We start from the raw sequence: 4,733 nt of genomic DNA, 5'->3' as shown, positions 1-4,733 counted from the left end.
ACTTCATAGTCTTTTAATTATACACATTAATATATCTATTCAGTTAATATGTCTATCCAATTTTTTCAATACTACCTTTTAATATACTTACACGATTACTTTCTTTTGCTGTAACTTTTCCCTTTTTAATATTTAACTTCTGATTTTGCTCTAAATTCGTAAACACTACTGGGCTCATTGTTGATAAACCATTTTTTTCAATATATTCTAAATCCATCTTAACCAGTTTATCCCCTGACTTCACTTCATCTCCTACATTTACAAATACTTCAAACCCATTTCCCTCTAAGTTTACAGTCTCTATACCTAAATGTATAAGTATTTCTACTCCAGTTTTTTTAGATTTGATTATTATTGCATGTTTAGTTGGAAATACAACTCCAATAGTTCCATCTACTGGTGAATAAATTAATCCATCATCAGATTTAATTGCAAATCCATCTCCCATTAATTTACTTGAAAATACAGAGTCTGGAACTTCTTCTATATCTAAGATTTCTCCATTTGTCAATGAATAAATTTCTTCTTCCACCAAAGTATCGCCTATATTAGTGTTTTCTATGTTATTATTTTTTTCCATTTTCTTTTTATCTATATTTTTAATATCAGTCTTTTCAACCTTTACTTTTCCCTCTATTATATCTTTTATATTAGATTTTATTGCATCTGATTTTGGACCAAATATAGCTTGAACATTGTTTCCAATAACCATTACGCCTGCTGCTCCAAGTGATTTCAACTTTTCTTTATCCACTTTATCTATATCATTTACAACTAATCTAAGTCTTGTTATACAAGCATCTAAACTTTTTAAATTTTCTTTATTTCCTAAAGCTATTAGTATTTCTGATGCCAACTCATCTTTTGACATTTCACTAGTCTCCACACTAGACTCTGATTCATCTTCTCTTCCTGGTGTCTTTAGGTTAAACTTTCTTATCATAAATCTAAATACACTATAATATAATACTGCAAATCCAATACCTACTAAAATAGCTAGATACCATTGAGTTCTATTAGGAAGTACACCAAATAGTAAGAAGTCTATTAATCCGCCTGAAAATGTGAATCCGATTTTAACTCCTAATAGTTGCATTACTGCATATGATAAACCTGAAAATAAACAATGTACTACAAATAATGCTGGTGCAACAAATAAAAATGCAAACTCTATTGGTTCAGTTATTCCTGTTAAAAAAGATGTAAGTGCAGCTGATGCCATTATTCCTGCTACAAACTTTCTCTTTTCTGGCTTTGCTTCATGTACCATAGCAAGTGCTGCTGCTGGAAGACCAAACATCATAAATGGAAATGCACCTGTCATAAAAGTACCTGCTGTGAAATTTACCCCATCTTTAAGTTGAGCAAAAAATATCTTTTGGTCACCCATTACAAGTTCTCCCGCTTTGTTTACATATTCTCCAAATTGATACCAAAATGGATTATGGAAAACATGATGTAAACCAAAAGGTATTAATAATCTTTCTAGAGACCCTTCCATAAATGCTGCTAATGTTTGATTTGCTTCTATAACATTTTTTGAAAAACTAAGTAACCCTTCTTGTATTGGTGGCCAAATAAATGATAATATGATTCCTATTACTATTGCTGCTAATGATGTAACAATAGGCACAAATCTTTTACCTGCAAAAAAGCCTAAGTATTGAGGTAGTTCAATTTTATAAAACTTTTTATAAAGATAAGCAGCTACTATACCTATTATGATACCTCCAAATACACCTGTTTGAATTGTTGGTATTCCAACAATACTTGCATACATAGAATTATCTATCATATCTTCTGTGACACCTGCCATAACACCCATAGACGTATTAAGGATTAAAAAACCTACTATAGCTGCCAATGCTGCTACACCTTCGCCTTCAGTTAGACCCACAGCTACACCAACTGCAAATATAAGAGGCAGGTTATTGAATATAATTTGCCCCGAACTTTCCATTATACTTATTATAAGTTGAAATGTAGGATTTGCTAGTGCTGGAAAATGAGCAAGTAACGCATCTCCTGCTAAAGCATTACTTACACCAAGCAATATACCTGCTGCTGGAAGTAATGCAACTGGTAACATTAAAGATTTTCCTACTTTTTGTAAAACACCAAATATTTTTTTCATTTACTTCTCTCTCCTTATTATTTTATATTTTTTAAATAAAAAAGACTTAAGTTTATAAAAAATTACACTGGTAGTTTTAACCCTAAAAATAAATCTCATGTTAATATAAATAAACCTATATCAACCTAATTTTAGAATTAAAAATAAACTGTTATAATTTTTTTACAAACCTAAGTCTTGCCTGCATTATCAGTAACAACCTTAATGTTTTAAAATTATTATATTTCTATTAAATTTTACATAGTATCTTAAATACCGATATTTAATTTATATTTATTTAGTAATATTATTATGAATTCAACACAGATATAACTCTTTTAATATGTAGTGTTAAATATAATAGTTCATCTTGACTTACATAGTAATCATAATTTTTCTCTACATGTGTCTTTATTTTATATGCACAATTATAATCTTTTTCATACTTTATCTTGATTATATCTACAATATCATTATTAGTATCATTGAGTTCCTCTCTTTTTACTAATCTATTTGCAAAAAACTTTAAGTGTGTAAGAAGTCTATCATAATTTATATCATCTTCTTTAAACTCAACTCTATAATAATATCTTATAATATTGAGTATGTCTTTTACAATTTTAGTAATTAACAGGGATTCCTTTGAACTGCCTTTATAGTTTGAATTTACTATGTGCATAGCTATAAAGCCTGCCTCATCTAAAGGAAACTCTACATTAAATTCTTTATTTATATAATCTACAGCCCATTCTCCAATTTCGTATTCTTTTTTGTGAATTCTTTTTATTTCATGTAGTAAATCATTTTTTATAGTTATATTTTCATGATATCTTTTAATTGCAAATGCAATATGGTCAGTAAGTGCTACATATATGTACTCATAAAGCTCAGTATTTAAAATGCCTTCTGCATGAGCAATTACCTCTGTGCTCACCTCAAAAAACTTTTCATCAACCTGGCTTGCTAATTTTCCAATTTTATCTATAAAACTTTCATCTTGTGTTACAAAGGTTCTTTCAATTTTACTTTTATCTACTTCTTGACCCTTCTTTTTTTGAAATCCTATTCCACATCCTGTTAGTATTAATTCTTTTTTTTGGTTTTCATCTAAAACTAATACAACATTATTATTGTAAATTTGTTGAATAATCATAATCAATATCTCTCCCAAAATACAATTTCCCTTATTCATAAAAAAACACCTAAATTAAGATACAATTCACCTGTATATCTTAACTTAGGTATTGCCTGCTTCCCAGTAACAATCCAGTTTGTTAACGCTCATAAATATTGTATTCAATTTATAGCTTTATTCTATTATAAATGATTATATATGTCAAGTAAATTATTGAAAACTATTTCCTATTTTTTTAGTACCAATAAAATTTAAACATTATACAGTTTATAATTTTCATTCTATCATCATCATTTCATCATAAAGAATATTTTCCAATAATTCTTTAGCTACTTCTCTTGATATTTGTTTACTTTCAACTAATTGTTGAATACTATCTCTTTCACTTTGTATTGCCATTAATCTATAGTATCCTACTTTTGCTTCAAATTTATCATCATTATGAATTTTTCTAGTTAACCAATTTAAATAACGATTGTAAAATCTAATTACTATTAATGATTCATGCCTATTATCTTCATTAATATTTTTATTTGTTATTTAAATAACAATTTATAGATTCTTTTTACTAAAGAAATCTATAATAAATTTAAATACATGCTCATCTACATGACTGTAACGTTCTTTTTTAGGTCTACATAATACAACCTTCCATGTAATAGGGTCATTAAATGGTTTTTCTATAATTTGACTATTTTCAAAAAAATCATGTACTGGTGATGGTAAAATAGTTATAAAATCAGAATTTGTAGTTGATAACAACAAGAAATCCCAAGAACCAGACATAATATACCTCTTAAGTTTAACTTTTTCATCAGTAAATTTTTGCATTAATTTATGATGTATCATAAATGTAGGATTAAATATTGCAAGCAATTCTTCATTTAAATCCTTCCAATCTATTTTATTTTTCTTTGCAAGATGATGATTTGTATTTAAAAATGCAGTAAGTTCATCTTCTTGAAGTACATGTTCTGTTACTACACTCCTATCAATTTTATGTGGATGTAAAAGAACTGCATAATCTAATTCCTGTAAAATAAGCATTCTACTTAAATCATATGCCCCCTTCTCTACTATATCGAATTCTATATCTGGATTGTTTGCAACTAATTGTGCAACTACATCAGAAAAAGCTATTCCAAGTATAAGTGGTGGTATCCCTATTCTAACCTTCCCTTTAAACTGAACAGAGTCTTCTCTTAAATCCTCCATCATATTTTTATATTCATTTATAATATTTTCTGCATTTACATAAAATCGTTCTCCTGCTGGAGTTAATCCATTTAACCTGCCTTTATATCTCTCAAATAAATATACATTTTCATTTTCTTCAAAAGTTTTTATAATTTGACTTAAGGCTGGTTGAGATATGTGAAGAGTTTTTGATGCAATTGATAAATTAAAACCAGATTTCACTATTTCAACAAAATATTTTAACTGTTTTATATCCATTTCAAACCACCTTTCTTACAAGTATAGTTG

General features: G+C 27.8%; 4 protein-coding genes. All 4 read right to left on the bottom strand.

Features of this window, described 5'->3' with window-relative positions; all coding sequences use genetic code 11:
- Positions 1–52: 52 nt before the first annotated feature.
- On the bottom strand, positions 53–2,134 hold the full coding sequence (gene ptsG, locus KGF52_RS20320; protein WP_227841429.1) for a glucose-specific PTS transporter subunit IIBC: 2,082 nt from the start codon (positions 2,132–2,134) through the stop codon (positions 53–55).
- Positions 2,135–2,423: 289 nt separating this feature from the next.
- Positions 2,424–3,266 (bottom strand): BglG family transcription antiterminator LicT, encoded by an 843-nt coding sequence (licT, locus tag KGF52_RS20315; protein ID WP_227841428.1) that lies wholly within the window; start codon positions 3,264–3,266, stop codon positions 2,424–2,426.
- 258 nt (positions 3,267–3,524) lie between these two features.
- On the bottom strand, positions 3,525–3,647 hold the full coding sequence (locus KGF52_RS21520) for a hypothetical protein (protein ID WP_255642515.1): 123 nt from the start codon (positions 3,645–3,647) through the stop codon (positions 3,525–3,527).
- 153 nt (positions 3,648–3,800) lie between these two features.
- Positions 3,801–4,703, bottom strand: coding sequence for a LysR family transcriptional regulator (locus KGF52_RS20310; RefSeq protein ID WP_227829193.1), 903 nt, complete (start codon positions 4,701–4,703; stop codon positions 3,801–3,803).
- Between the last annotated feature and the right edge of the window lie 30 nt (positions 4,704–4,733).

The sequence above is a fragment of the Clostridioides sp. ZZV15-6597 genome (assembly GCF_020657815.1).
GTDB lineage: Bacteria > Bacillota > Clostridia > Peptostreptococcales > Peptostreptococcaceae > Clostridioides.
This window is presented reverse-complemented; position numbering and strand designations above follow the sequence as displayed.

What these genes read in the sequence shown, in the direction of transcription:
- ptsG (WP_227841429.1), bottom strand. Translation starts at nt 2,134, where the DNA reads ATGAAAAAAATATTTGGTGTTTTACAAAAAGTAGGAAAATCTTTAATG.
- licT (WP_227841428.1), bottom strand. Translation starts at nt 3,266, where the DNA reads ATGATTATTCAACAAATTTACAATAATAATGTTGTATTAGTTTTAGAT.
- KGF52_RS21520 (WP_255642515.1), bottom strand. Translation starts at nt 3,647, where the DNA reads ATGGCAATACAAAGTGAAAGAGATAGTATTCAACAATTAGTTGAAAGT.
- KGF52_RS20310 (WP_227829193.1), bottom strand. Translation starts at nt 4,703, where the DNA reads ATGGATATAAAACAGTTAAAATATTTTGTTGAAATAGTGAAATCTGGT.